At 65.8% G+C, this 22,845-nt stretch carries 21 protein-coding genes and 1 pseudogene; 17 read left to right on the top strand and 5 right to left on the bottom strand.

Going from position 1 to position 22,845, the window contains the following annotated elements:
• Positions 1-45: 45 nt before the first annotated feature.
• Positions 46-1,557 carry a PLP-dependent aminotransferase family protein gene (locus LGM56_RS28215; protein WP_226207340.1) on the bottom strand — a complete coding sequence of 504 codons (1,512 nt, stop codon included), beginning with the start codon at positions 1,555-1,557 and terminating at the stop codon, positions 46-48.
• A 119-nt stretch (positions 1,558-1,676) separates the two neighbouring features.
• Here LGM56_RS28215 and LGM56_RS28210 point away from each other — a divergent pair, with 119 nt between their 5' ends.
• The 12 genes from LGM56_RS28210 to LGM56_RS28155 all read left to right on the top strand — a co-directional run bounded on the left by LGM56_RS28210 (position 1,677) and on the right by LGM56_RS28155 (position 13,614).
• Entirely contained in the window at positions 1,677-2,966 is a 1,290-nt protein-coding gene (locus tag LGM56_RS28210; protein WP_226207339.1) for a 4-aminobutyrate--2-oxoglutarate transaminase, read from the top strand.
• Positions 2,967-3,058: 92 nt separating this feature from the next.
• The gene (gene gabD, locus LGM56_RS28205) at positions 3,059-4,528 is read left to right on the top strand and encodes an NADP-dependent succinate-semialdehyde dehydrogenase (RefSeq protein WP_021156413.1); all 1,470 of its coding nucleotides are present in this window, start codon (positions 3,059-3,061) and stop codon (positions 4,526-4,528) included.
• A gap of 455 nt (positions 4,529-4,983) precedes the next feature.
• A complete protein-coding gene (locus tag LGM56_RS28200) occupies positions 4,984-6,111 on the top strand; it encodes a phosphoribosyltransferase domain-containing protein (protein WP_226207338.1) in 1,128 nt (375 codons plus the stop codon).
• Entirely contained in the window at positions 6,101-6,859 is a 759-nt protein-coding gene (locus tag LGM56_RS28195; RefSeq protein ID WP_089496118.1) for a trehalose phosphatase, read from the top strand. Before LGM56_RS28200 ends, LGM56_RS28195 begins: the two co-directional genes overlap by 11 nt.
• Positions 6,852-7,946, top strand: coding sequence for a cysteine protease StiP domain-containing protein (locus tag LGM56_RS28190; protein ID WP_226207337.1), 1,095 nt, complete (start codon positions 6,852-6,854; stop codon positions 7,944-7,946). Before LGM56_RS28195 ends, LGM56_RS28190 begins: the two co-directional genes overlap by 8 nt.
• Positions 7,943-8,893, top strand: coding sequence for an HpcH/HpaI aldolase/citrate lyase family protein (locus LGM56_RS28185; RefSeq protein ID WP_226207336.1), 951 nt, complete (start codon positions 7,943-7,945; stop codon positions 8,891-8,893). The genes LGM56_RS28190 and LGM56_RS28185 overlap by 4 nt, the downstream gene beginning before the upstream one ends.
• A 167-nt stretch (positions 8,894-9,060) precedes the next feature.
• A complete protein-coding gene (locus LGM56_RS28180; protein WP_089433390.1) occupies positions 9,061-9,654 on the top strand; it encodes a TerD family protein in 594 nt (197 codons plus the stop codon).
• Entirely contained in the window at positions 9,651-10,859 is a 1,209-nt protein-coding gene (locus tag LGM56_RS28175; protein WP_226207335.1) for a TerD family protein, read from the top strand. Before LGM56_RS28180 ends, LGM56_RS28175 begins: the two co-directional genes overlap by 4 nt.
• A 47-nt stretch (positions 10,860-10,906) precedes the next feature.
• Positions 10,907-11,356 (top strand): tellurite resistance TerB family protein, encoded by a 450-nt coding sequence (locus LGM56_RS28170; protein ID WP_089428973.1) that lies wholly within the window; start codon positions 10,907-10,909, stop codon positions 11,354-11,356.
• Between the two features lie 11 nt (positions 11,357-11,367).
• Complete coding sequence (locus LGM56_RS28165; RefSeq protein ID WP_089475760.1) at positions 11,368-12,399, top strand: TerC/Alx family metal homeostasis membrane protein; 1,032 nt, start codon at positions 11,368-11,370, stop codon at positions 12,397-12,399.
• A gap of 28 nt (positions 12,400-12,427) precedes the next feature.
• On the top strand, positions 12,428-13,003 hold the full coding sequence (locus LGM56_RS28160; RefSeq protein ID WP_089428971.1) for a TerD family protein: 576 nt from the start codon (positions 12,428-12,430) through the stop codon (positions 13,001-13,003).
• A gap of 32 nt (positions 13,004-13,035) precedes the next feature.
• Positions 13,036-13,614 carry a TerD family protein gene (locus tag LGM56_RS28155; RefSeq protein WP_226207334.1) on the top strand — a complete coding sequence of 193 codons (579 nt, stop codon included), beginning with the start codon at positions 13,036-13,038 and terminating at the stop codon, positions 13,612-13,614.
• Between the two features lie 118 nt (positions 13,615-13,732).
• Here LGM56_RS28155 and LGM56_RS28150 read toward each other — a convergent pair whose 3' ends face one another.
• The gene (locus LGM56_RS28150; RefSeq protein WP_226207333.1) at positions 13,733-15,277 is read right to left on the bottom strand and encodes a PAS domain-containing methyl-accepting chemotaxis protein; all 1,545 of its coding nucleotides are present in this window, start codon (positions 15,275-15,277) and stop codon (positions 13,733-13,735) included.
• Between the two features lie 324 nt (positions 15,278-15,601).
• Between LGM56_RS28150 and LGM56_RS28145 the strand changes: the two genes are divergently transcribed.
• The 3 genes from LGM56_RS28145 (at position 15,602) to LGM56_RS28135 (ending at position 17,626) form a co-directional block, all read left to right on the top strand.
• On the top strand, positions 15,602-16,459 hold the full coding sequence (locus LGM56_RS28145) for a class I SAM-dependent methyltransferase (protein WP_226207332.1): 858 nt from the start codon (positions 15,602-15,604) through the stop codon (positions 16,457-16,459).
• The gene (locus LGM56_RS28140) at positions 16,456-17,016 is read left to right on the top strand and encodes a GNAT family N-acetyltransferase (protein WP_226207331.1); all 561 of its coding nucleotides are present in this window, start codon (positions 16,456-16,458) and stop codon (positions 17,014-17,016) included. Before LGM56_RS28145 ends, LGM56_RS28140 begins: the two co-directional genes overlap by 4 nt.
• Positions 17,017-17,125: 109 nt before the next feature.
• Positions 17,126-17,626 carry a DUF523 domain-containing protein gene (locus tag LGM56_RS28135; RefSeq protein WP_413226805.1) on the top strand — a complete coding sequence of 167 codons (501 nt, stop codon included), beginning with the start codon at positions 17,126-17,128 and terminating at the stop codon, positions 17,624-17,626.
• A 92-nt stretch (positions 17,627-17,718) separates the two neighbouring features.
• On the opposite strand, the gene pcaF is transcribed toward LGM56_RS28135, so the two are convergent.
• Positions 17,719-18,921, bottom strand: a complete 1,203-nt coding sequence (gene pcaF, locus LGM56_RS28130; RefSeq protein WP_071331902.1) for a 3-oxoadipyl-CoA thiolase — start codon at positions 18,919-18,921, stop codon at positions 17,719-17,721.
• Between the two features lie 228 nt (positions 18,922-19,149).
• Here pcaF and LGM56_RS28125 point away from each other — a divergent pair, with 228 nt between their 5' ends.
• A complete protein-coding gene (locus LGM56_RS28125) occupies positions 19,150-19,938 on the top strand; it encodes an IclR family transcriptional regulator (protein WP_039367952.1) in 789 nt (262 codons plus the stop codon).
• Positions 19,939-20,117: 179 nt separating this feature from the next.
• On the opposite strand, the gene LGM56_RS28120 is transcribed toward LGM56_RS28125, so the two are convergent.
• The gene (locus LGM56_RS28120; RefSeq protein WP_226207329.1) at positions 20,118-21,242 is read right to left on the bottom strand and encodes a PDDEXK nuclease domain-containing protein; all 1,125 of its coding nucleotides are present in this window, start codon (positions 21,240-21,242) and stop codon (positions 20,118-20,120) included.
• A 102-nt stretch (positions 21,243-21,344) separates the two neighbouring features.
• Here LGM56_RS28120 and LGM56_RS28115 point away from each other — a divergent pair.
• A pseudogene (locus LGM56_RS28115) lies at positions 21,345-21,428 on the top strand (IclR family transcriptional regulator); the annotation flags it as partial.
• Positions 21,429-21,688: 260 nt separating this feature from the next.
• On the opposite strand, the gene LGM56_RS28110 reads toward LGM56_RS28115, so the two are convergent.
• Positions 21,689-22,804: a succinylglutamate desuccinylase/aspartoacylase family protein gene (locus tag LGM56_RS28110; protein WP_226207328.1), complete on the bottom strand. Its 1,116-nt coding sequence runs from the start codon at positions 22,802-22,804 to the stop codon at positions 21,689-21,691.
• Positions 22,805-22,845 lie beyond the last annotated feature (41 nt).

Below are 22,845 nucleotides of genomic sequence, written 5' to 3'. Positions count from 1 at the left end.
GCCGCGGCGGGCATCGCCACGCGATACCGCCACCGCATACGCCGCTCAAGCCGCCTCGACCGCCCGACCGAACGCCCGCTCGTCGATCGCCTCGGCGAGCGTCGCGAACGCGGTCGCGATCTCGTCCTCCGGCACGCACGCATAGCCAAGCAGCAACCCCGACGCCGCACGGTCGCGGTCCGCGTAATACCCCGACAACGGCCGCACGACGATATTGCGTTCGAGCGCGGCCTGCGCGACCGCGCGATCGTCGACGCCGTCCGGCAACTGCGTGACCAGATGCAGCCCCGCATCGCTGCCGAGCGCGTGCAGCGTGTCGCCGTAGCGCTGCGCGACCGCGTCGAGCAGCACCTCGCGGCGCTGCCCATATAACGTGCGCATCTTGCGGATATGCGACACGAAGTGCCCTTCCGCGATGAATTCGGCCAGCACCGCCTGCTGCAGCAACTGCCCTTCGCGATACAGCTCGGCGCTGGCGGTCGCGAAACTTTCCGCGAGCGGCTCCGGTGCAACCAGATAACCGACCCGCAGCCCCGGAAACAGCGTCTTGCCGAAGCTGCCGACATAGATCACCTGCCCGGCCGTATCGAGACCCTGCAGCGACGCGAGCGGCCGGCTGCCGTAGCGGAATTCGCTGTCGTAGTCGTCCTCGATGATCCAGCAGCCGTGCTGGCGCGCGTATTCGAGCAGCATCCGCCGCCGCGCGAGGCTCATCACCATCCCGAGCGGATACTGGTGCGACGGCGTGACCAGCATCAGCTTCGGCGGTTCGGCGAGATCGGCGGCCGATGGCGCGATGCCTTCGTCGTCGACCGGGATCGGCCGCGTCGTCAGCCCCGACACGTTCAGCACGCTGCGCACGCCCCAGTAGCACGGATCCTCGGTCCAGATCGCGTCGCCCGGGTCGGTCAGCAGCCGCACCGCGAGGTCGATCGACTGGTGGATACCGGTCGTGATCACGATCTGCTCGGGCGTGCAGCGCACCGAGCGCGACGTGCGCAGGTAGTCGGCCAGCGCCTCGCGCAACAGCGCGAGCCCGCCGCCCGGCGCGTAGGTCAGCAGGTCGGGGCGCAGGCGCCGCCAGTACTTGTTGTGCAGCCGCGTCCACACGCGCGCCGGAAATCGCGACACATCGGGCACGCCCGGCATGAACGCGCCGCCCTGCCGCTTCGACACGCCGGCGCCTTCCACGAGCCGCGTGCCGCGCGCGGACAGCCGCCGCGCGGACGGCTGCACGAGCGCCGCGTGGGTGGTGGCCGCGTCGGTCGGCGCACCGACGATCTCGTCCGGCGCGCTGTCGGCGACGAACGTGCCGCGGCCGGTCGCCGAGTTCACATAGCCTTCGAGCGCAAGCTGCTCGTAAACCTGCGTGACCGTGTTGCGCGCGATCCCGAGCTCGGCGGCCAGGAGCCGCGACGACGGCACGCGCGTGCCGGCCGGCAGTTCGCGCGACAGGATCGCCTGTTGCAGCAGCCGGTGAAGCTGCCGGTAGATCGGCTGTTCGCCGCCGCGCACGAGGCGCTGCGCCAGCCAGTCCGACAACACGCTCGCGCGCATGATTGGCTCCTGAATATTTATTGAAATGGCTCTGATTGCCAGAGCCAAATGTGATTATAGTCGCCTCCATGGGCGGTCGAAGCGCCCGATTTCTACTCACCGGAAAGAACATCAAGGAGATGACCGTGAAGAATGCCGACCTGCAGGCCCGCAAGAACGCCGCCACCCCGCGCGGCGTTGGCGTGATGTGCGATTTCTACGCAGCCCGCGCCGAGAACGCGGAACTGTGGGATGTCGAAGGCCGCCGCTTCATCGATTTCGCCGCCGGCATCGCGGTGCTGAACACCGGCCACCGCCACCCGAAGATCGTCAAGGCGATCGCGGATCAGCTGAACAACTTCACGCACACCGCTTACCAGATCGTCCCGTACGCGTCGTACGTCGAGCTGGCTGAAAAGATCAACGACCGCGCGCCGGGCGATTTCCCGAAGAAGACCGCGTTCTTCACGACCGGCGCGGAAGCCGTCGAGAACGCGATCAAGATCGCGCGTGCAGCGACCGGCCGCCCGGGCGTCATCGCGTTCTCGGGCGGCTTCCACGGCCGCACGATGATGGGCATGGCGCTGACCGGCAAGGTCGCCCCGTACAAGCTGAACTTCGGCCCGTTCCCGGGCGACGTGTTCCACGCGCCGTACCCGAACGCCGTGCACGGCGTGACGACCGCCGACTCGATCAAGTCGATCGAGATGCTGTTCAAGGCCGACATCGATCCGAAGCGCGTCGCCGCGATCATCTTCGAACCGGTCCAGGGCGAAGGCGGCTTCTACGCGGCGCCGGCCGAGTTCGTGCGCGCACTGCGCAAGATCTGTAACGAGCACGGCATCCTGCTGATCGCCGACGAAGTGCAGACAGGCTTCGCGCGTACCGGCAAGCTGTTCGCGATGCAGCACTACGACGTGCTGGCCGACCTGATCACGATGGCGAAGAGCCTCGCGGGCGGCATGCCGCTGTCGGGCGTCGTCGGTCGTGCGGACGTGATGGACGCGGCAGCGCCCGGCGGCCTCGGCGGCACGTACGCGGGCAACCCGCTGGCCGTCGCGTCGGCGCATGCGGTGCTCGAGATCATCGACGAAGAGCAGCTGTGCGAACGCGCAACGCAACTCGGCGACGTGCTGAAGGCGAAGCTGAACGCACTGCAGGCCGACGTGCCGCAGATCGCCGACGTGCGCGGCCCGGGCGCGATGATCGCGGTCGAGTTCCTGAAGCCGGGCTCGGGCGAGCCGGATGCGGAATTCACGAAGCGCGTGCAGGCGCGTGCGCTCGAGCGCGGCCTGCTGCTGCTCGTGTGCGGCGTGTACTCGAACGTCGTGCGCTTCCTGTTCCCGCTGACGATCCCGCAAGCCGTGTTCGACGAAGCGCTCGTGATCCTCGAGGAAGTGCTGAAGGAAACGGTCGGCGTGCCGGCCTGAGTGTCCGTCGATTTCATCCATTGAATGCGCCGCCGCCGTCTTCATGACGGCGGCGGCCGTTTCATCCGTCCTTTTCGAAGCAGGTGATTCATATGAGCACGGTTCAGGAAACCCTGGCACTGAAAGACCCGTCGCTGTTCCGCCAGCAGGCGTACGTCAACGGCGAATGGCAAGGCGCGACGAACGGCGAGACGTTCGAAGTCCGCAACCCGGCGACGGGCGGCCTGCTCGGCACGGTGCCGGCGATGGGCACGGCCGAGACGCGTCACGCGATCGAAGCCGCGAACGCCGCCTGGCCGGCGTGGCGCAAGAAGACCGCGAAGGAGCGTGCGGTCGTCCTGCGCAAGTGGCACGACCTGATGATGGAAAACGCCGACGATCTCGCGCTGATCCTGACCACCGAGCAGGGCAAGTCGCTGGCCGAAGCGAAGGGCGAGATCGGCTATGCCGCATCGTTCCTCGAGTGGTTCGCGGAAGAAGGCAAGCGCGTGTACGGCGACACGATCCCGACGCCGGCGAGCGACAAGCGCATCGTCGTGACGAAGGAAGCGATCGGCGTGTGCGCGGCGATCACGCCGTGGAACTTCCCGGCGGCGATGATCACGCGCAAGGTCGGCCCGGCGCTTGCCGCAGGCTGCCCGATCGTCGTGAAGCCGGCCGAGGCGACGCCGTTCTCCGCGCTCGCGATGGCCGTGCTGGCCGAGCGCGCGGGCGTGCCGGCGGGCGTGTTCAGCGTCGTCACGGGCGACCCGAAGGCGATCGGCGGCGAGCTGACGTCGAACCCGATCGTGCGCAAGCTGTCGTTCACCGGCTCGACGCCGGTCGGCCGCCTGCTGATGTCGCAATGCGCGGCGACGGTCAAGAAGGTGTCGCTGGAACTCGGCGGCAACGCGCCGTTCATCGTGTTCGACGACGCCGACCTCGATGCGGCCGTGCAGGGCGCGATTGCATCGAAGTACCGCAACAGCGGCCAGACCTGCGTGTGCACGAACCGCTTCTACGTGCATGAAGCCGTGTACGACCAGTTCGCGCAGAAGCTCGCGGCAGCCGTCGGCCAGTTGAAGGTGGGGCGCGGCACGGAGCCGGGCGTCACGCAAGGTCCGCTGATCAACGAAGCCGCCGTGCTGAAGGTCGAGGCGCATATCGAGGACGCGCTCGCGAAAGGTGCGACCGTCGTGACGGGCGGCAAGCGCCACGCGCTCGGCCACGGCTTCTTCGAGCCGACCGTGCTGACGGGTGTCACGCCGGCGATGAAGGTCGCGAAGGAAGAGACGTTCGGGCCGCTCGCGCCGCTGTTCAAGTTCGGCAGCGACGACGAAGTGATCCGCCTCGCGAACGACACCGAGTTCGGCCTGGCCGCGTACTTCTACAGCCGTGACATCGGCCGCGTGTGGAAGGTGGCGGAAGCGCTCGAATACGGGATGGTCGGCGTGAACACGGGCCTGATCTCGAACGAAGTCGCGCCGTTCGGCGGCGTGAAGCAGTCGGGCCTCGGCCGCGAAGGCTCGCACTACGGCATCGACGACTACGTCGTGATCAAGTACCTCTGCCTCGCCGTCTGACGGTTCAGGGCCTGGCGCTTCGGCGACAGGTCCTGACCGCCCGGCCGGAACCGGGCGGTCCGACGCGGGCCGGTACTCCTCTCCGCCGTGCCCGCGTCATCTCTTCCCCTCCTCGCCCCTTCCCCCTCCTCGCCGCTTCCCCCCTCGCCGCTTTCACCAGACCGCGATCACCGCATCGGCCTTGATCGAACGGCTGACCGTCGTCATCAGGCCACGCCACGCCCGCAACGCCCATCCTCTCGAACAAAACCGAAAAACCAAAGCCCTCGCGACATCGGCACACGCCTTCACCCACCAACCTTTCAAATTTGATACGATTCAATTTCATTTTGAAAGGTTTCGGGATGCCGGACCGATGGTGTTGGCGCCCGGCGCGAACGCGGTTCGACCGACTGCGCACCCGGCGCAAGCGGTCGTCGTCAGTCTTCGAGCCACGCCCAACGAGGATGCTGTTCATGGAAAGCCACGTAGGACCAACGTGCCTGCGCGCCCAACTCAAGCGGGGGCTGCTCGAGATCAGAGTCGATGCCGCCGCGCTGCCCCCTGCGAACCTGTTCGGTTTCGCGGAGCGCCGGAATCCCAAGCGAGCCTTCCTCTTCGTATCCAGGGTCCTGGGCCGTCACATCCCGGTGCGCCCGTCGATCATGGCGGCCAGCTTCGAGCGCCTGGCGGCCGGCATTCCGGCGGACCTGCCCGGGCCGGTACTGGTGATCGGCATGGCCGAAACCGCGGTGGGCCTCGGTGCCGGCGTGCACCGCGCCTATCGTGCGGGCCGCCCTGACAGCGTGTACCTCACCAGTACCCGGCATCCGCTGGGTACCCGCGTCTTTGCTCGATTCGAGGAAGAACACAGCCATGCGAGCGCCCATCTGATCCACTGGCCGGTCGATCCGGAGATTCGTGACCTGATGCTGAAGGCGCGATCGCTGATCCTGGTGGACGACGAAGCCTCCACCGGCAAGACCTTCCTGAACCTGCACCGCGCACTGGTCGCAGCAGGCCTGAGCAACGTCGAGCGAGTGGTCACCTGCGTCCTGACGGACTGGACTGCCGGTGCCGCGCGTCACGCGATCGGGGAACCGGCCACCGCGGTATCGCTGCTGACCGGCTCCTACCAGTTCCACGAGGATCAGTCCGCGCCGCTCCCGGATATGCCGAACGTCGGCACCGTTTCCATGGGCGAATGGCCGCTCTCGCCCCGCAATGACTGGGGACGTCTGGGCGTTCGGGAGGTGGACGACACGCTTGCGCCGGACGTCCAGGTCCGGCCCGGCGAGAAAGTCATTGTCGTCGGTACCGGCGAGTTCGTCTGGCGTCCTTTTCTGCTGGCGGAACGCCTGGAGCGAGCTGGCGCGGATGTCCACTTCAGCTCGACCACGCGGTCCCCCATCGCCCTGGGCCATGCCATCGAGCACGCGCTGTCGTTCCCCGACAACTACGGCCTCGGTATTCCGAACTTCCTCTACAACGTGAAGCCCGGCCAGTTCGACCGGATCCTGATCTGCACGGAAACGCCCGCTCAGGCACTCCCCGTGGAACTCGTCGATGCACTGAACGCAGAGGTGATTGTCGATGAGCGGTAACCGCCCCCTGGCATTCGTCGACCTCGACGACACCCTGTTCCAGACCGCCCGCAAGATGGCGGAAGGCGTCCCGCGCACGGCGGCCACGCTGGACGTGCACGGTCAGCCAAACGGCTTCATGGACCCGGTCCAGCACGCGTTCATCACGTGGCTGCTCGCCACCGCCGACGTCGTTCCGGTCACCGCGCGCAGCGTGGAGGCATACGGCCGCGTCATGCTTCCCTTCACCGAAGGCGCAATCTGCTCGCATGGGGGCGTCATGCTCCGCCCCGACGGGTTACGCGATCGAAGCTGGCACGGGCAAATGGTCGAGGTTCTCCAGAGCGTTCAGGAGCGACTGCCGGCACTGTGCGAGGCCACGCTGGCGATCGGCGAGGAACTCGGCCACTCGCTCCGCGGCTGGGTCGTGGAAGAAGATGGCTTGCGCCACTACGTGGTGATCAAGCACAACGCGTCCGACGACGCGGTGCTCGCCGAGGTGCTGGCCGGCGTGCGGTCCCGGCGCATGGTGGACGGCATGCACGTTCACGCCAACGGCAACAACCTTGCCTTCCTGCCAACGGGGCTGGCCAAGCGTGCAGCCGTTCAGGAATGGTTGCGCCGCGACCGTGAGATCCACGGCGAGCGGCCGGTCCTGGGCTTCGGCGACAGCATCACCGATCTCGGGTACATGGATCTCTGCCACATGTGGGCGACACCCGCGCGCAGCCAGCTTGCGAATTGGGTGACGGGGACTATCCATGGGTAATCGCCTCGAGAGCCTGAACACCGTCGGCAGCGGCAGCTATGCACCCGACGATGTGCACGTCCTGCTGCAACACGTGCGGATGAGCGTCACCGACGTCGAGGAGAAGGAACGTCTGATCCAGACGAATCAAAAACACTACTCGGAAATGATCGGCCTCGAGCAGGCGCCCAGCGACGTGCACCAGCGCCTTTACGCCCGCGCGCTGGTGCAGAACGGCGCCCGCATGGCTTCGGAGGTGCAGTCCCTGGCGCTGGCGCTGACTGCCGCTTGCACCGGGCCGGGCATCGCGCTGGTCTCGTTTGTGCGCGCGGGCCTGCCGCTTGGCGTGCTGCTGCGCCGGGCACTCGTGGAGATGGGGCGCGACGCCCGCCACTACGGGATCAGCATCATTCGCGATCGCGGGATCGACACGGTTGCGCTGGAAGCCATCATCCGGCTGCATGGCGCCGAAAACATCGTCTTCGTCGACGGCTGGACCGGCAAAGGCGCTATTTCCGGCGAGCTCGCACGGACCCTCGCGGACGACACGCGCTTCCCTGAAGGTCCGCGCCTCGTGGTTCTGGCGGATCCTTGCGGCCGCGCGTGGCTGGCTGCCTCCGCGCAAGACTGGACCATTCCGTCCGGCATTCTCGGTGCAACCGTTTCCGGGCTGGTGTCCCGCTCCATCTGGCCGGCTCAAGGCGGCCTGCATGGTTGCGTGGTCTACGAACACCTGCGCGAACACGATGTCACGCGCGCGTTCATCGACAGGATCGACGCCGAACGTCGGGCGCTGGCAGGCGCCCGACCTGCCGCTCCATGGACCAACGATCAGCGACTGACGCTTCAGGCGTCCGCGGACGACGTGGTGTCCGCGCTGGCAACCCGCTTCGACATCGGCAACCTGAACCGCGTGAAACCGGGTATCGCCGAGGCAACCCGGGCGGTCCTGCGCCGTGTGCCGGATCGCGTGCTGGTACGTGACCGCGATGACTGCGACGTTCAGTTGCTGCTGCACCTCACCGAACGCGCGGGCGTGACCGTAGAGGAAGCTGGCGCCGATCTGGGGCCGTACTGCGCGGTCACCATCATTCGGAGCGCGAATTGATTAAAACCCTCTCTCCGTTCGCCCTCGGCGCGACGCTGTACATGCCGGCCACCCGCAGCGACATTCTGGATGTGGTTTCCGGCACCCGATTCCCTGAGCTGCGCTCGCTGGTGGTCTGTCTGGAAGACGCGGTGGCGGCAATCGACGTCGACAGCGCGCTGGCGAACCTGCGGGCGCTCCTCATGAATATCGATGCCCGGGGCGGGCGCGCCGAATCCGGTCCCTTGCTGTTCGTTCGGCCACGTGATGCCGCGATGGCGGCGGTGCTGAACAACTGGCCGCTGATGAAGCACGTCGACGGGTTCGTCGTGCCCAAGTTGACGCTGCAGTCCCTTTCGTCGTGGGAGAACGCGGTCAGTTGTCCTGACTTGTACCTCATGCCGACACTGGAGACAGCCGACGTTTACGACCCGGGCGCAATGGTGGAGCTTGGCTCGGCCCTGAAGGCGAACCTGAACCGACGCATCATCGCGCTGCGCATCGGCGGCAACGACCTGATGGGTTGTCTTGGTCTGCGGCGCAATCCGGCCACCACGCTCTACAGCACGCCTCTCAGCTACGTGATTCCCATGCTTGCCGGAATCATGGGGGCGCAGGGATTTGCCCTGACCGCGCCCGTCTTCGAGCAACTCGCCACGCCCCATCTCCTGAACGAGGAACTGGAACTGGACATCGCTCATGGCCTGGTAGGGAAGACGGCCATTCATCCGAGCCAGATCCGCATCATCCAGGAGGCGCTGCGCGTGAGCCTCGAGGACTTCAACTGCGCCACGCTGATCGTCAACGATGCGGCGCCTGCCGTTTTCAAGCACAACGACGCGATGTGCGAGCCGGCAACCCACTACAAGTGGGCGGTCAACATCCTCGAACGCGCCAAGTGGCACGGGGTGAAGCCCACCGCCCCGAGTCATGGCGAGCATGGCGTCCGACTGGCGGAGGCCGGCTGATGCGCGCGGAAATGCATGAGGCTGCCGCACAAGACGAGTCATGGCGACGCTTTCCCCGTGTGGCGGCAATCCCGCTCGCGGTTTGGCCAAGCCGGGACTCGGCAACGTGACTCCGTCCGATCCCTCGCACGAACACTGAACATTGAAGATCAACAAGGAGCGTAAAGATGGCACTCACCCTGAGCAAGAATCAGAGCATCTCGCTGGAAAAAACCGCGGGCCGTGGCTTGACCTCGATTAGTCTGGGCCTGGGTTGGGACCCGGTAAAGCCCAGCGGCTTCTTCTCCAAGATGCTGGGCGGCGGCAGCAACGACATCGACCTCGATGCTTCCTGCATCCTGCTGGACGGCGACATGAAATCCGTCGACCTGGTCTGGTTCCGACAACTGGCATCCAGGGACGGCGCCATCGAGCACTCCGGCGACAACCTGACGGGTGAAGGCGATGGCGACGATGAAACCATCCACGTCGACCTGCAGCGCCTGCCGGGCACCATCCAGCATCTGGTGTTCACCGTGAACAGCTTCCGCGGTCAGACGTTCGACCAAGTCGAAAACGCCTACTGCCGCATCCTCGACGACGCCCAAGACAAGGAGCTGGCGCGCTTCAACTTGGCGGAGAAGGGCCGCCACACCGGTGTTGTCATGGCCAGCCTCAGCCGTGGCGGCGGCGGCTGGGAATTCAAGGCGATCGGCCAGTCCACCCACGGCCGCACCGCGGACGATCTCGTCAATCTGGCGATTCAGGCGGTGCGAGCATGACGACACTGGTACCTGGCGGCAATGCACCGGTGGCCACCGGTCAATTGCGCGTGGACATCAACTACGCGCCGATTCCAGGCGCGGAGATCGATATCTCCGCATTCGCGCTCACCGCTGCCGCGAAAGTCCGGGGCGATGGCGACATGTGCTTCTACGGCCAAACCAGTGTCCTGGGCGGCGCGGTTCAGTTGACCGCCACGACGGCCGGCCGGGCAACGTTCATCGTGGATCTCGCCCGGATCGACCCTGCCGTCGAGAAAGTCGCGCTCACCGCGACCATCCATGAGAACAAGGCGACCTTCGATCGCGTCTCGACGCTGGCGCTGGCCGTGACGGGAGGGATCGAGGCGCAGATCCCGACTACCGGGATGAAGGAGACTGCGCTGATCCTCGGGGAGTTTTACCGCCGTCAGGACGCATGGAAATTCCGCTGTGTCGCACAAGGCTTTGCCGGCGGCCTGGAGCCGCTGGCCAGGCACTTCGGCGTCGACGTTGCCGCACCTTCCGGTAGCCCGACGCAGAGCCCTCCCGCGCCGGCTCCGGCGCCCGTCCCGGCGCCCGCGCTCGCACCGGTACCGCCTGGCGCACCGACGTCCACGATCCGACTCGGCAAAGTCACGCTCGACAAATCACGCCCCAGCATCAGCCTGGAGAAGACCGCTGCCGGCTTCGGTGAAATCAAGGTGAACCTCAACTGGAACCAGGGTACGAGTGGCCTGCTCGGCGGCTTCCTGGGAAAACGCGGCGCCATCGACCTCGACCTGGGTTGCCTGTTCGAAATGCAGGACGGATTCAAAGGCGCCGTGCAGGCGCTCGGCAAGCGTTTCGGCGATCTGCGTGAGGAACCCTACATCCAGCTGATGGGAGATGACCGCACCGGCTCGGTGGCCGATGGCGAGTGGCTTCGCATCAATGGGCAACAGTGGAACAAGATCGAACGCATCCTGATTTTCGCGTTCATCTACGACGGCGCGCCGAACTGGAAGGCAACGGATGGTGTCGTCACCATTTTCGTGCCCGGCCAGTCCGACATCGAAGTTCGCATGAACGAGGAGGGCGGCCGCCACGGCATGTGCGCGATTGCCCTGCTTGAAAACGTGAACGGGGCCGTCAAGGTCTCTCGTCGAGTCGACTTCCATCCCGGACACGAGGAAATGGATCGTGCCTACGGCTGGGGGATGCGCTGGAAAGCAGGCTCCAAGTAACCATTGACCGGCGGGGCCGTCCGGCCCCGCTCACTGAGAGGAAACACATGCTCGACTGGCTGAAAACCAACGCGGCCAAAGCCCGCGAAACCTTGACCATCGAAGTCGCCAAATTCAAGAACCGGACGTTCATGGAGGCAACCGCCAACGCTTGCGCGCTGATCTCCGCCGCGGATGGCGAGATCAAATCCGAAGAGAAGCTGAAGATGGTCGGCTTCATCAACAATTCCCCGGAATTGAAGGTCTTCAACCTGAGCGACGTGATCGCGGTGTTCAACGACGCCTGCGGCAAGTTCGAATTCGATTTCCAGATCGGCCAGGCCGAGGCGCTGAAGGCGATCGGCAAGATCAAGGGCAAGGACGGCGAAGCACGCTTGCTGGTGCGCGTGGCCTGTGCCATTGGCGCATCCGACGGTCATTTCGACGACAAGGAAAAAGCAGCTTGCCGCCTGATTTGCCTCGAGCTCGGCTTGAACCCGGTTGACTTCGAACTGTAGGAAACCGAAACGTGGAAACGACACACATTGGCTTCCCGCCGTTGACCATGGCGGTATTCATCGGCCTGGCGCTGGCCGCCCTGGTGCTGGACATGGTGACCCACCGCGACGACAAGCCGATCACCCTCGCCCGGGCGTCCATCTGGTCGGTATTCTGGGTGGCCATCTCCGTTGCCTTTGCCGGCTTCCTGTACGTGCAGCACGGCGCGGAAGTGGCCAGCCTGTTCCTGACCGGTTATGCGCTGGAGAAGGTCCTCTCCGTCGACAACCTGTTCGTCTTCATGGCGATCTTCGCGTGGTTCAAGGTTCCGGACGGCATGCGTCACCGCATCCTGCACTGGGGCATCATCGGGGCCATCGTCTTCCGTGGGGTCTTTGTCGTCATCGGTACCGGCCTGCTGGCATTCGGGCCCTGGGTCGAGATCGCCTTCGCGCTGATCGTGGCGTGGACCGCCGTCATGATGCTCAAGGGCGGTGACGACGATGACGAGGAGAAGGACTACTCGCAGCATCTTGCTTGCCGCTTCGCGAAAAAGCTCTTCCCCGTATGGCCCAGGCTGCACGGCCACAAATTTTTCGTGAGCCGCAAGCAGCTCGAGGCGGAAGCACGGACGGCCGAGCGGGACATGAGCCTGGCGGCCAAAGGCGGCCTGTTCGCTACGCCGCTGTTCCTCTGCCTGGTCGTGATCGAAGTGTCCGACGTCCTGTTCGCGTTCGACTCGGTCCCGGCGGTCATCGCAGTCAGCCGTGAACCGCTGATCGTCTACTCGGCGATGCTGTTCGCCATTCTTGGCCTTCGCACGCTGTATTTCGTGCTGGAAGCGCTGAAGCGCTACGTGGTGCATCTGGAAAAGGCCGTGGTCGTCTTGCTGTTCTTCATCGCGGCGAAGCTGGGCCTGAACGCGACCGACCATCTGTTCCACCACGGTATCAGCATCTCCCCGAACACCAGCCTGCTCATCGTCATGGCGGTCCTGGCAATCGGAATCCTGGCCAGCGTGATCTTCCCGAACAAGGAAGACGCGCAAGCCGAAAATCAGTAACCCGTCACAACCCAAAGGAGCTGTTTTCATGGCACTGACTCTTCAAAAAGGCGGCAACCTCTCCCTGTCCAAAGCCGACCCGAGCCTGACCCGAATCCTGGTTGGCCTGGGCTGGGACCCGCGCGCGACCGATGGCGCCGAGTTCGATCTGGACGCCAGCGCGTTCCTGCTGGGGGCCAACGGCAAAGTCCGCGGTGAAGCCGACTTCATCTTCTACAACCAATTGCGCAGCCAGGACGGCTCCGTCGAGCATACCGGCGACAACCGTACCGGCGCGGGCGACGGCGACGACGAAGTCATCAAGGTCGACCTGAGCCGCGTTCCGGCCGACATCGACAAGATCGCCTTCACGGTCACCATCCACGACGCGGAAGCGCGCAAGCAGAACTTCGGCCAGGTCAGCAATTCGTTCATCCGCGTCGTGAACGAGACCTCCGGTGCCGAGGTGGTCCGCTACGACCTGGCGGAAGACGCCTCCACCGAAACCGCGATGATCTTCGCGGAGTTGTATCGCAGCAGCGGCGAATGGAAATTCCGCGCCGTTGGCCAAGGCTATGCCGGCGGCCTGCGTGCCCTGGCAAACGGCTACGGCATGAACTTCTGAACGGTCTCCTCACCTGAACAAGGAATCACACCATGGCTGTCAGTCTGTCCAAAGGCGGTAACGTCTCCCTGTCGAAAGAGGCCCCGGGCCTGAGCGAAATCGTCGTCGGCCTGGGCTGGGACCCGCGCGTCACCGACGGCACCGAGTTCGACCTCGACGCCTCGATCTTCGTCACCGGTGAAAACGGCAAAGTCCTGAACGACGCCAGCTTCATCTTCTACAACAACAAGAAGTCCGTCGACGGTTCCATCGAGCACCTGGGCGACAACCGTTCCGGCCAGGGCGACGGCGACGACGAGCAGGTCAACGTGAAGCTCACGGGTCTGGCGGCCGACGTGAAGAAGCTGGTCTTCGCCGTCACGATTCACGACGCAGAAGCCCGCAAGCAGTCGTTCGGTCAAGTCAGCAACGCCTATATCCGCGTCGTCAACAAGGCCGACAGCAAGGAAATCGCCCGCTACGACCTGTCCGAAGACGCATCGACCGAAACCGCGATGATCTTCGGCGAGCTGTATCGCCACAACGACGAGTTCAAGTTCAAGGCGATCGGACAAGGTTTCACGGGTGGCCTGAAGCCTCTGGCAGAAGCTCACGGGGTGAGCATCGGTTAATCCGAAAGGCTGGAAAATCTCCAGCCTGGCCGATCGCGCCGTTCAGTTCGTCACTGAACGGCGCGATCCACGCATGAGGCCGGTCGACATGCGTGAAGGCCAACGAGGCACGCCACGCTCACCGGAACACGTTCACCGCATCCACCAGTCGCGTCGCCTGCTGCTTCAGGCTCTCCGACGCCGCCGTGCTCTGCTCGACCAGCGCCGCGTTCTGCTGCGTGATGTTGTCCAGGTGCACGACCGCCTGGTCCACCTGCGACACGCCCGTGCTCTGCTCGACCGTCGACGAGCTGATCTCCGCGATCAGGTCCGACACGCGCTTCACCTGCGCGACGATGTCCTCCATCGTCTTGCCCGCCTCGTCCACGCGCCGCGCGCCCGATTCGACGCGCTCGACGCTCGCGCCGATCAGCGTCTTGATCTCCTTCGCCGCATTCGCGCTGCGCTGCGCGAGCGCCCGCACCTCACCGGCGACCACCGCGAAGCCGCGCCCCTGCTCGCCCGCGCGTGCCGCTTCCACGGCCGCGTTCAGCGCAAGGATGTTGGTCTGGAACGCGATGCCGTCGATCACGCCGATGATGTCGGCGATCTTGCGCGAGCTGGCCGTGATGTCGCTCATCGTCGTAACGACCTCGCCCACCGCCTGCCCGCCGCGCCCGGCCGCCTCGCTCGCCGACATCGCGAGCCGGTTCGCCTGCAGCGCGGTCTCCGCGTTGCTGTCGACGGTCGCCGTCATCTCGGCCATCGACGCGGCCGTCTCCTGCACGCTCGACGCCGCCTGCTCGGTGCGCGCGCTCAGGTCGTTGTTGCCCTGCGCGATCTCGTTGCTCGCGCGCTGCACGTTGTGCACCTGCTCGCTGACGTCGTCGACGAGCCAGCGGAACATCAGCCCGAGCTGGTTGATCGTGCGCAGCGTCATGCCGATCTCGTCGACACGGTTCATCCGCACGCCACGCCGGCTTTCGCCGGTCGCGACGTTCAGCGCCTGGTCGTGCAGCCGCTTCAGCGGACGCACGATCTGCGCATCGAGCCACAGGCCGGCCGCCGCCGCCACGCCAACCGTCACGCCGGCAAACGCCGCGAGCCCGCCGCCCGCCAGCCCGCATGCCCAGCCCGCGCCAACGACCGCCGGCGCGAGCACGCACAGCGCCGATTGCACGCGCGCGCGCACCGACATCGTCTGCGACAGCGATGCGATGCGCAGCAGCCCCGTACGGATCACCAGCCCCTTGTGGAACCGGCGTTGGCCGGCCTTGCCTTCGCGGAACGCGCGATACAGCGCGTCGGCGGCCTCGGACTCGTCGTGCGGCGCCTTCGTCCGCACCGACATGTAGCCTTGCGGCTCGCCGTTGCGCATCACCGGAATCGCGTTCGCACGCACCCAGTAGTGATCGCCGTTCTTGCGGCGGTTCTTCACCAGCGCGGTCCAGGGCTCGCCGCGCCTGAGCGTCGCCCACATATCGGCGAACGCTTCGCGCGGCATGTCCGGGTGGCGCACCGCGTTGTGCGGCTGGCCGACGAGTTCCTCGTTCGTGAAGCCGCTCACCTGCGCGAACGTCGTGTTGGCGTAGGTGATGATGCTGTCTGCGTCGGTCGTCGACATCAGCGTGACGTCGTCGGGAAAATCGAATTCCTGTTGGGTAACGGGCTGGTTATTGCGCATGCAAGGCTCCGAAAAGCGGATCTGACGTCCGCGTCGCGCTGACTTCACGCTCAGTAGCCGAAAAACGGTTTATCGCTTTACGACGGTCTTCATCTTACTGTCGGCATATTGGGGAAAAACCTTACCCTTTGATCGCATAAAATATTCAATTCGGCGGCCACCATGATTTCGATCAAATAATCCGGCAATATTCGCTGCGCGTGTTCATCCGCCTGTCACGCCGCACCGCCCGGCCAGCCCGCACGGCACGCCAACGCCGTCGGCCGTTGCACGCGGCGAAACGATTCCGCTTATCCTGCTCCATTCAATCGGTATTCGAATTCGATGAAAAAGGCATTGCACGAACTGAATCGGCTGTCCTGGAATACGGCGACAGTCGCGCATAACAGTCATAAAGGCGATCAGGCCGCATTTTTTCGCGCGGGCGGCTCGACGCTCTTCCCGGAAGAACGCGAACTGCTCGGCGACGTCAGCGGGCTGCGGCTCCTGCACCTGCAGTGCAACGCGGGGCAGGACACGCTGAGCCTCGTGCGCGACGGCGCGGAGGCGACGGGCGTCGACATCTCCGACGAAGCGATCGCCTTCGCACGGCAACTGTCGGCCGACGCGGGCCTGCCCGCACGCTTCGAGCGCGCCGACGTGCTCGACTGGATGCCCGAGGCCGCGGCGCGCGGCGAACGCTTCGAGCGCGTGTTCACGTCGTACGGCGCGATCTGCTGGCTGTCCGACCTGAACGCGTGGGCCCGCGGGATCGCCGCGCTGCTCGCGCCCGGCGGCCGTTTCGCGATGGTCGAGTTCCATCCGTTCGCGCTGTATTTCGACGAACACTGGAAGCCGCACTACGACTATTTCAAAGGCGATGCGACCGAGGAGCCGGCAGGTGTCGGCGATTACGTTGCCGCATCCGGCACGGGGCTCGGCGCGCAGCACGACCATCCGGGCGTCGTCGATTTCGCGAACCCGCATCCGAGCTACGAGTTCATGTGGGGCATCGGCGATGTCGTGAACGCGCTCGTATCGGCCGGGCTCGCGATCGACCGCCTGACCGAATATCCGTACGCGAACGGCTGGAAGGGTTTCGACGACATGCGCGAGCTGGACGGCCGCCGGATGGTGCCGCCCGATCACATGCCGCGCCTGCCGCTGATGTATGCGATCGCCGCGCATCGGGAGGCCGCATGACGCGCCGCACCGCTGCCGAACGCGACGCACTGTCCACCCGCCTGCTCACGCGCGACGACGTGCCGCTCGTGTGGACCATCGACCGGCGCGAGATCATCGAGCACCTGTACGTGCTGCGCGACGGCGCGCTGCATCTCGTTCCCGATTTTTATGACGTCGCAGGCTGGCCCGACGGCGAAGCCGACCACTACACGCCGATCCTGCTCGACTGCCACGATCGCGGCGGCTGGTGCATCGGCATGTTCGACGGCGCGCGGCTCGTCGCGGCGGTCATCGTCGACAGCCAGCCGCTCGGCCCGCACGGCGACATGCTGCAGTTGAAGTTCCTGCACGTGAGCCACGACTGGCGCGGCTGCGGGCTCGGCGAGCAGCTTTACCGCGCGGCCCGCGAGCAGGCGCGCGCGATGGGCGCTGCGCGCCTGTATGTGTCCGCGACGCCGTCGCAAAACACGATCGACTTCTACCTGCGGCTCGGCTTCACGGTCAGCACATCGCCCGACCCGGCGCTGTACGCGCTCGAGCCGGAAGACATTCACCTGGAAGGACCGACGGCCTGACGCACCGGCGCGCGGTTGAAGCGTGGAATTTCCCGCTTTGCCACGGCCGCTATCGGCCATCGCCGCATCACGGAGAGCGAAATTGCAGAACGAAGCGCGGCCGCAAGCCATGCCGAAGATCCTCGTCAGCATGTGCGTGATCGGTCATCCGGTCCGTTACAACGGCTCGGCCAAGACCGCCGCGCACGAGGCGCTCGAACGGTGGCAGCGCGAAGGGCGTCTCGTCCCCGTCTGCCCCGAACTGGCCGGCGGCTTCAGCGTGCCGCGCCCGCCCGCCGAAATCGCCGGCGGCGAATCGGGGCAGCGGGTGCTGGCTGGCGCCGCGCGCATCGTCGACGTGAACGGCACCGACGTGACGGCGCCGTTCGTGTTCGGCGCGCACACCGCGCTGGCCCTCGCGCGCACGCACGATTGCCGCTTCGCGATCCTGGCCGACGGCAGTCCGTCGTGCGGCAGCACGTTCATCTATGACGGAAGTTTCGAGAACCGGCGGCACGCGGGCGCCGGTGTCACGGCGGCGTTGCTGCGCGAGCACGGCATCGAAGTGTTCGCTGACACCGAGATCGACGCGCTCGATGCGCGCCTCAAGCAGTTGTCGCAGGCCGGTTAGCGACGATGCGCGGCACGAGAACCCTCGTGCCGCGCATCGATTCGGATAGCGCGAAGCGGCGCGTGCGCTGCCGCTTCGCCGTGTGACGCAGGTCAGACGCGCTCGATCGCGATCGCGATGCCCTGGCCGACGCCGATGCACATCGTGCACAGCGCAAAGCGGCCGTTCGTGCGATGCAGCTGATACATCGCGGTCGTCACGAGACGCGCGCCCGACGCGCCGAGCGGATGGCCCAGTGCGATCGCGCCGCCGTTCGGGTTCACGCGCGGATCGTCATCGGCCACGCCGAGCATGCGCAGCACCGCGAGACCTTGCGACGCGAACGCCTCGTTCAGCTCGATCACGTCGAACTGGTCGATCGTCATCCCGAGCCGGGCGAGCAGCTTCTGCGTGGCCGGCGCGGGGCCGATGCCCATCACGCGCGGCGCGACGCCGGCCGTCGCGATACCCAGCACACGAGCGCGCGGCGTCAGGCCGAAGCGCTTCGCGGTTTCCTCGTTCGCGAGCAGCAGCGCGGCGGCGCCGTCATTGACGCCCGACGCATTGCCGGCCGTCACCGAGCCGTCCGGGCGCACGACGCCCTTCAGCTTCGCCAGCGTTTCGAGCGACGTCTCGCGCGGATGCTCGTCGCGCGACACGACCAGCGGATCGCCCTTCTTCTGCGCAATCGTGACCGCGACGATTTCCTCGGCCAGCGTGCCGTCCTGCTGCGCCCGCGCGGCCTTCTGCTGGCTGCGCAGCGCGAACAGGTCCTGGTCGGCGCGGCTGATGTTGTAGTCGACCGCGACGTTCTCGGCCGTCTCGGGCATCGAATCGACGCCGTGCAGCTGTTTCATCAGCGGATTGACGAAGCGCCAGCCGATCGTCGTATCGTAGATGTCGGCCTGGCGCGCGAACGCGCTCGCGGCCTTGCCCATCACGAACGGCGCGCGCGTCATGCTCTCGACGCCGCCCGCGACCATCAGCGCGGCCTCGCCGGACTTGATCGCACGCGCGGCCACGCCGACCGCATCCATCCCGGAACCGCACAGGCGGTTGATCGTCGAACCCGGCACGCCCTGCGGCAGCCCTGCGAGCAGCGCCGACATGCGCGCGACGTTGCGGTTGTCCTCGCCGGCCTGGTTCGCGCAGCCGTAGATCACGTCGTCGATCGCCGTCCAGTCGACGTCGCGGTTGCGCTCGACGAGCGCCTTGAGCGGCACCGCGCCCAGATCGTCGGCGCGCACGCCGGACAGTGCACCGCCGTAACGCCCGATCGGCGTACGGATCGCATCACACAGAAAAGCTTCGGTCATCAGTGTCTCCGGTCCCAGGACAGGCTGGGGGAATGAACAGGGCGCGCCCCTTGCATTGCCCGTCGGGATGCGCTTAAATGTTCTATATACGAACATAAGATCGTGTATCGAACGTTCACCGCATCATAGGGAGTGCGGGGACGACCTGTCAAGCGCGCGGTCCGCCGCGCGGTTGGCGTGTCAGGCCCCATGCGCTATCTTCTCGGCTGCACGATATTCCAGGCGCTCATGACAACCGAAGACACTCAGACGAAACCCGGCGACTCCTATGTCCAGTCGTTCGCGCGCGGCCTCGCGGTGATCCGCGCATTCGACGCGGCCCGTCCCGAGCAGACGCTCACCGAGGTTGCCTCGGCCACCGGGCTCACGCGCGCGGGCGCGCGCCGGATCCTGCTCACGCTGCAGACGCTCGGCTACGTCGAGGCCGACGGCCGGCTGTTCCGGCTCACGCCGAAGATCCTCGAGCTCGGCTTCGCGTACCTCACGTCGATGCCGTTCTGGAATCTCGCCGATCCCGTGATGGAGCAGCTGTCCGCGCAGATCCACGAAAGCTGCTCGGCGGCCGTGCTCGACCGCACCGAGATCGTCTACGTGCTGCGCGTGCCAACCCGCAAGATCATGACGATCAACCTGTCGATCGGCAGCCGGCTGCCCGCGTACTGCACGTCGATGGGCCGCGTGCTGCTGTCCGCGCTCGATGACGCCGAGCTCGACGAGACGCTCGCGCAAAGCGGCATCCGCGCGCATACGCCGCGCACGATCACCGATCTCGGCGAACTGAAGGCGGCGATCGCGCAGGTGCGCCAGCAGGGCTGGGCGGTGGTCGACCAGGAACTCGAAGTGGGCCTGATGTCGTTGTCCGCGCCGATCCGCAACCGGCGCGGGCAGATCATCGCGGCGATGAACATCAGCGGCAACGCGCAGCGGCATACCGCGAAGCAGATGGTGAAGGAGTTTCTCGGGCCGCTGCAGCAGGCCGCGCAGACGGTGTCGGAGCTGGTGGCGCGGCGGGGGTGAGTACAAGCCGCCACGCACGGCGACGATGAAGCCGTTGCCGCCCTGCTGGTTCTTCGACATGGGCGGAGCGGCAACGCTGTGGGTATCGTCGTCAACACTGCGCCGGCGGAGATGGCGCTCCGATGCAGACCGAGACACTCCCGCCAAGCCGACGCGGCCGCCCGTATCGGCGTGCTCCGCTATCTTCGGAGCGGCTTGACGCGAGACTCCAGCATGCGCCGCGTGTTCTCCAACTCTCGTTGCAACAACTCCGCATCCGGTAGCACGGTTCGATAGTTTGCTGCCATGACCTTGGTGGGCAAACCCTCTAGCGCATACCGCGCAAGTGCGTGCCCCTTGTCGGCGCAAAGGATCAGACCCACCGGCGGGTTCTCGTCAGGAAGCGTCCAGTGCGCCTTGGCGTAGTTGCAATACAGATGCATCTGGCCCACGTCCGCGTGGGTCAGGCTGCCGAGCTTCAAGTCGACGATGACGAGACAGCGCAGCCGACGATGGAAGAACAGCAAGTCCACCCGATACCAGGTCTGGTCGATACGCAACCGGCGCTGACGCCCGACAAAAGCAAACTCCTCGCCGAGCTCGATCAGAAGATCTTCCAGCCGCTCGATCAGCGCAGCTTCGAGGTCCGACTCCGAGTACTCGTCCTTGAGGTCCAGAAACTCCAGCACATAAGGGGCCTTGATCGCGTCGTCGGGGGTAACGGCGTCCGCCGGCTTGCGTACCGCGCCCTTGACCAGCATCGCAGCCTTGTCCCGGGACAGCGCCGTGCGTTCGTAGAACTGGCTGCCGATCTGCCTGTCGAGCTGGCGCACGCTCCATCCACCACGCAGGGCTTCGGCCTCGTAGAACCGACGGGCCTGGTCGTCCTTGACCGACAGCAGCCGCACATAGGCCGACCACGGCAGCGTGAAGCACTGCGCCAGTTCGTCGAGCCGCCTCGGGTGTACCGGTGCCGGGGAAGATTCGCCAGACACTGTCTGGCGAATTGGCCAGGTCACGAAGAACGACCGCATTTGCTGCAAGTTCTGGCGACTGAACCCGCGACCGAACCGCCCGGTGAGATCGTTCGCGAGGCGCTCGATCAACTGCTCGCCATATCCTGCGCGCCGCCTTCCCTGCTGCTCAGCCTCGACGATACGGCGACCAATTTCCCAATAACTCGCCGTCATCAGCGCATTGACCTTGCGGGCCGCCGCATGGCGTGCGGCCTCGAGCAATTCGACGATGCCACTATGGATGCCGGCATAGCCGGCCGGCACGACAGATCTTTTCGCGGTTGTCATAGAAAGCGTCCTGTTGCCCATGCGATCCCCTCCGCGGAACACGGAGATGACCGCGCAACACAATTTAGTGACGGGGCAAGACTCGGTCTATCTGACACGAACGAAAATACGCTGCACCTGTACGCGAAGCAGATGGTGAAGGAGTTTCTCGGGCCGCTGCAGCAGGCCGCGCAGACGGTGTCGGAGCTGGTGGCGCGGCGGGGGTAAACAACGGGCCGGCATGACGTGCGGCTTCCCGAATGACCGGGGCAACGACGCATCCGGCTCGAATTGTCGTATCAGCAATACGACAACTCGAGCAAAAAAACGGGCAGCCCAGGGCTGCCCGTATCAACTCCACTTGGTTACAACGTTCTTCTCACGGAACACGGAGCAAACTCCGCGCCGCACAATTTAGTGACGCACGGAACCGCAGTCAATTTGACAAGAACGAAACCGCGTCGCACACGGGTAGGACACCGCGCCGCTCACGCGCCCAGCAACATCCCCTTGCGCACCGGCACCGTGCCTGTCACGCGGCCCAGCGGTGCGCCAGCCGTGACGAAACGAATCGCGCGGCGCATGTAGAACACACCATCAGTGCCGCTCGAGATCGTCGTGCTCGCATCCGTCAACGGATCAACGATGTCGAACAACGGATCGCCGGCGCGGATCGTCGCGCCGATCGCCGCGCGGTGCACGAGGATCCCGCTCACCGGCGCGTAGAACTGCTCGCTGCCCGCGAGCGGCGTGGCCGGTGAGGCGAGCGGCGGCAGGGGCGTGCGCTCGCCGCGTACCGCGCCGCGCCACACGAGATAGTCGACGAGCGCATCGGCATCGCGTTCCGCATATTCGTAGGTCACGTCGCGCTGGCCGCGGCACTCGACCGTCACGGCCACGGTGCCCGCCGCCATCGGCGTGCCTGCCGGCAAGTGCTGCCGCAATTGCGTCCACAGCAGGTGATGCGCATCGTCGAACGCGTGCCCGCCCGAATCCTCGGCGAGCAGCGACACGTCCGCACCGAGATAACGCGCGAGCGGCTCGACCTCCGGCCATGCGGTGTCGCTCGTGTACACATGCATCACCGCTTCAAGCGAACAATGCAGGTCGATCACCACATCGGCGTCGAGTGACAGCTTCAGCAGCGCGAGCTGCAGCGCATCGAACTCCGTGCGCGGCACGATCTCGTCGAGCGCCGCGCCGACGCATTCGCGCACGATCGCGCGATTGCGCTCGCCGTCGTCGCCGAGCCGGTCGCGCGCATGCGCCGCGATCTCCGCGAGCGGCAGGAAGCCGCGATTGAAGTTGCGGCCGCTCGCGAGATCGAAACGGCCGATGAACTGCCCGAGCAGATGATGATTGAGGCCGACCGGGTTCGCCACCGGCACGAGCACGATCTCGGCCGCGAGCCGGCCTTCGGCATCGAGCTGCGCGAGACGCTGCTTCAGTACGAACGCCGCGAGCATCGCGGGCGTCTCGTCCGCGTGCAGCGCGGCCTGCAGGTAGATCTTGCGGCCGGTGTCGGCCGGCCCGAAATGAAAGCTCGTCAGCGTGCGCTGCGTGCCGATCGACGGCGACAGGAGCGGCGTGGTGCGAATCTGCATCGATGGTCTCGAACGAAATGAAAACGAAGAAGCCGGCGAAA

The sequence above is a fragment of the Burkholderia sp. AU38729 genome (assembly GCF_020419725.1).
In the GTDB taxonomy this organism is placed as follows: domain Bacteria; phylum Pseudomonadota; class Gammaproteobacteria; order Burkholderiales; family Burkholderiaceae; genus Burkholderia.
This window is presented reverse-complemented; position numbering and strand designations above follow the sequence as displayed.

Coding starts and splice junctions, on each gene's coding strand:
- gabD (WP_021156413.1), top strand. CDS start 3,059: ATGAGCACGGTTCAGGAAACCCTGGCACTGAAAGACCCGTCGCTGTTC.
- LGM56_RS28155 (WP_226207334.1), top strand. CDS start 13,036: ATGGCTGTCAGTCTGTCCAAAGGCGGTAACGTCTCCCTGTCGAAAGAG.
- LGM56_RS28170 (WP_089428973.1), top strand. CDS start 10,907: ATGCTCGACTGGCTGAAAACCAACGCGGCCAAAGCCCGCGAAACCTTG.
- LGM56_RS28190 (WP_226207337.1), top strand. CDS start 6,852: ATGGGTAATCGCCTCGAGAGCCTGAACACCGTCGGCAGCGGCAGCTAT.
- LGM56_RS28125 (WP_039367952.1), top strand. CDS start 19,150: ATGACAACCGAAGACACTCAGACGAAACCCGGCGACTCCTATGTCCAG.
- LGM56_RS28195 (WP_089496118.1), top strand. CDS start 6,101: ATGAGCGGTAACCGCCCCCTGGCATTCGTCGACCTCGACGACACCCTG.
- LGM56_RS28200 (WP_226207338.1), top strand. CDS start 4,984: ATGGAAAGCCACGTAGGACCAACGTGCCTGCGCGCCCAACTCAAGCGG.
- LGM56_RS28210 (WP_226207339.1), top strand. CDS start 1,677: ATGACCGTGAAGAATGCCGACCTGCAGGCCCGCAAGAACGCCGCCACC.
- LGM56_RS28175 (WP_226207335.1), top strand. CDS start 9,651: ATGACGACACTGGTACCTGGCGGCAATGCACCGGTGGCCACCGGTCAA.
- pcaF (WP_071331902.1), bottom strand. CDS start 18,921: ATGACCGAAGCTTTTCTGTGTGATGCGATCCGTACGCCGATCGGGCGT.
- LGM56_RS28150 (WP_226207333.1), bottom strand. CDS start 15,277: ATGCGCAATAACCAGCCCGTTACCCAACAGGAATTCGATTTTCCCGAC.
- LGM56_RS28110 (WP_226207328.1), bottom strand. CDS start 22,804: ATGCAGATTCGCACCACGCCGCTCCTGTCGCCGTCGATCGGCACGCAG.
- LGM56_RS28140 (WP_226207331.1), top strand. CDS start 16,456: ATGACGCGCCGCACCGCTGCCGAACGCGACGCACTGTCCACCCGCCTG.
- LGM56_RS28180 (WP_089433390.1), top strand. CDS start 9,061: ATGGCACTCACCCTGAGCAAGAATCAGAGCATCTCGCTGGAAAAAACC.
- LGM56_RS28145 (WP_226207332.1), top strand. CDS start 15,602: ATGAAAAAGGCATTGCACGAACTGAATCGGCTGTCCTGGAATACGGCG.
- LGM56_RS28120 (WP_226207329.1), bottom strand. CDS start 21,242: ATGGGCAACAGGACGCTTTCTATGACAACCGCGAAAAGATCTGTCGTG.
- LGM56_RS28160 (WP_089428971.1), top strand. CDS start 12,428: ATGGCACTGACTCTTCAAAAAGGCGGCAACCTCTCCCTGTCCAAAGCC.
- LGM56_RS28135 (WP_413226805.1), top strand. CDS start 17,126: ATGCCGAAGATCCTCGTCAGCATGTGCGTGATCGGTCATCCGGTCCGT.
- LGM56_RS28215 (WP_226207340.1), bottom strand. CDS start 1,557: ATGCGCGCGAGCGTGTTGTCGGACTGGCTGGCGCAGCGCCTCGTGCGC.